Source organism: Paraburkholderia sediminicola (assembly GCF_902859805.1).
Lineage (GTDB): Bacteria > Pseudomonadota > Gammaproteobacteria > Burkholderiales > Burkholderiaceae > Paraburkholderia > Paraburkholderia sediminicola.
Window position 1 is genome coordinate 1 of the sequence record NZ_CADIKC010000030.1, and the last position, 2,189, is coordinate 2,189.

Here is a 2,189-nt window from a genome sequence, read left to right on the forward strand (position 1 = left end):
TCACTTCTGCGGGGTAGGCCGGTAGATGGGGCCGCGATTGATCACCCGCTGCAGCATGCCGTTGGTCACGTATTCGGGCGTCTCGTCCGGATCGAACGGCCGCGCCGTCTGGCCCGGATAGCCGATCAGCTCGCGCACGCGCGGCGCCATGTAGTACGCCGACGCAGCCATCAGCCCGATCGCACCGAAGGCTGCCGCATCCTCGTTGTGCAGCGCCTCGGCAGCCTGGCGGGGATCCTTGCCCTGGGCGCTGGCGATACCACGGAAGAACGCCTCGGCCAGATCGGGCCGCAGCCCCAGGATGCGGTCCAGATACGCCTGCTCCTGCACGCCCACTGCGCTCGCCGCAGGCATGCCTTCGGCCTCGGGAATCAGTACGTCGGCGATGCCCGCGAAGGTGCTGCGCACCTGTTCGTCGATCTTTTTCATGATGCGGCGACCTCCTGGTTGCGACGCTCGGCAATCAGATGCTTGACCGCGCGCAGGGCGATCGCCGTGATCGTGGCGGTCGGGTTTGCCGCGCCAGACGTGACAAACACGCTGCCGTCGTAGATGAACAGGTTGGGCACATCGTGCGCCTTGCCCCACTGGTCGACCACCGATGTCTTCGGGTCGTTGCCCATGCGGGCGGTCCCCATCAGGTGCCAGCCGCAGTCGCGCATCAGCGACGTTGCGCTCGTGCCCACCGCGCCGGCCGCGTCCATCGCCTCTTTGGCGCGCGCCAGATGAAACTCGAGCATGTTCCGGGTGTTCTGCGAGTTGCGATAGATGATGCGCGGCGAGGGAACACCATCACTGTCGGTGAGCTGGCTGTCCAGCAGCACCTGGTTGGCTTCTTCGGGCAGATCCTCGGCCGTGATACCCCACTCGAACGAGCGGCCGAAGGTACGCGCGGTGTTGCGGTGCAGGTTGGCGCCCCAGGCATCCTCCAGCGCCTTGCCGCCGTAGGCAGCACGCAACCCGAGCGGGCCACCGCTGGGCATGACCTGCCATTTCGCGCCACGCACGAAGTTACGGCTGGGGTCGGTTTCGTAGAACTGCATCGAGTAGATGTTCTGCCCCGACGGCCCCACCCAGCTCTCCAGCGGCTCATCAAAGTGACCGGATACGGCGGCATACGGGTGCATCATCAGATTCCTGCCCACCAGCCCCGACGAGTTGGCCAGCCCGTTCGGGAAGAGGCTGGAACGGGAGTTCAGCAGCAGCCGCGGCGTGCCCACCGCGTTGCAGCACACGATCACCACCTTGGCACGCTGCTCGAACTCGCGACCGTTGCGGTCGACGTAGATCGCGCCCGTCGCCAGACCCTGATCGTTGACCGTGATCTCGCGCACACGGGCACCCGTGATCAGCTCCGCGCCATGACGCGCGGCCACCGATCCATGGGTGTGGTCTGTCGAGGCCTTGGCCTTCTCCGGACACCCGGTCAGGCAGGTGCCGCGACGCGTACACGCGTTGCGCCCTTCGTAATCGCGCGTGGGAATGGCGTTGGTGCCCGGCCACCAGTGCCAGCCCAGCTTGTCCATGCCCCGGGCCGCCTTCATGCCGATCTTGCCAATCGGCAGCGGCGGCAGCGGGAACGGCGTGGTCTTCATCGGATAGGCGGGGTCGCCCGCCACGCCCGAGACGCCCATCTCGACTTCCATCTGCTCGTAGAAGGGCGCGAGGTCTTCGTAGGTGATCGGCCAGTCGCTGGCTACGCCGTCAAGCGTGCGCACCCGGAAGTCCGACGGCATGAAGCGCTGCCAGTGCGCCGCCCACAGGATCGTGGAGCCGCCCAGCGCGTTGTACATCAGGGGATTGACGTCGGACTGCGACGTCTCGATCGGGTAGTCGTTCTCGAGATCCCGGACATTCGGGTTCGGATGCCAGCGCTTTTGCGACATCAACTCCCACTCGGGCTTGTCGCCAGCAAACTCGCCGTTATCGACCCGGGGACCCTGCTCCAGACACACCACACTCATGCCGGCCTCGGCAAGATGTCTTGCCGCCACCATGCCGGATGCGCCCGCGCCGATGATCAGCGCATCGGCGACTTTGACGTTCAAACGGACCTTCGCCACGTCTGTCTCCTATGTAAGTTGCGTGCATCACGGCGGTTCTCATGACTGCCACAATGCGCAATTTTTATAAGTCAAGTATATGGATGCGGGCCAGATCGGCAACGGCATCCCACGTATAGCAGCTAT

At 65.1% G+C, this 2,189-nt stretch carries 2 protein-coding genes; both read right to left on the minus strand.

What is annotated here, in order from left to right; translation table 11 throughout:
• Entirely contained in the window at positions 1-429 is a 429-nt protein-coding gene (locus R8871_RS38275; RefSeq protein WP_175055079.1) for a hypothetical protein, read from the minus strand.
• Entirely contained in the window at positions 426-2,063 is a 1,638-nt protein-coding gene (locus R8871_RS38280; protein WP_217468945.1) for a GMC family oxidoreductase, read from the minus strand. The genes R8871_RS38275 and R8871_RS38280 overlap by 4 nt, the downstream gene beginning before the upstream one ends.
• Between the last annotated feature and the right edge of the window lie 126 nt (positions 2,064-2,189).